This is a genomic window from Bacillus sp. GbtcB10, assembly GCF_019091365.1.
Classification (GTDB): domain Bacteria; phylum Bacillota; class Bacilli; order Bacillales; family Bacillaceae; genus Bacillus; species Bacillus altitudinis.
Genome location: NZ_JAGXJP010000032.1, coordinates 1 through 368 on the forward strand (window position 1 = coordinate 1; position 368 = coordinate 368).

At 29.9% G+C, this 368-nt stretch carries 1 pseudogene; it reads right to left on the bottom strand.

The features are described from left to right. A pseudogene (gene cesD / locus KVT11_RS19585) lies at positions 1-353 on the bottom strand (cereulide export ABC transporter permease subunit CesD); the annotation flags it as partial. Positions 354-368 lie beyond the last annotated feature (15 nt).

The following is a 368-nucleotide window of genomic DNA, read 5'->3' on the forward strand; positions in this document are numbered from 1 at the left end:
TTTGATTTTGAAACAGGTGAAGATAAATAATACACCAAAGAGGTACGGTCTAATGGTCTTGTCACCAACTTAATCGTTGTCATTATACAATAGGCCATTAAAATGTATAAAAACAATGAATTAAAGAAATTAATATTTAAATAGTCATTTAAATTTGCCATATTCCCTTCGATTCCTAATGATTTCATTAGACCAGGGGGTAAGGATTTCATTAAATCTGAAATACCACTACTTTTTGAAACACTCGGAAAAACAAGAAACAAACCAATCATATAGATGATAATACTAGATAGATAAAGAGATAAGCCTTTACTATGTGCTTTTAGAGATGCTTTATATAAAGCAAAATTCATTTATTACGCCCCCCT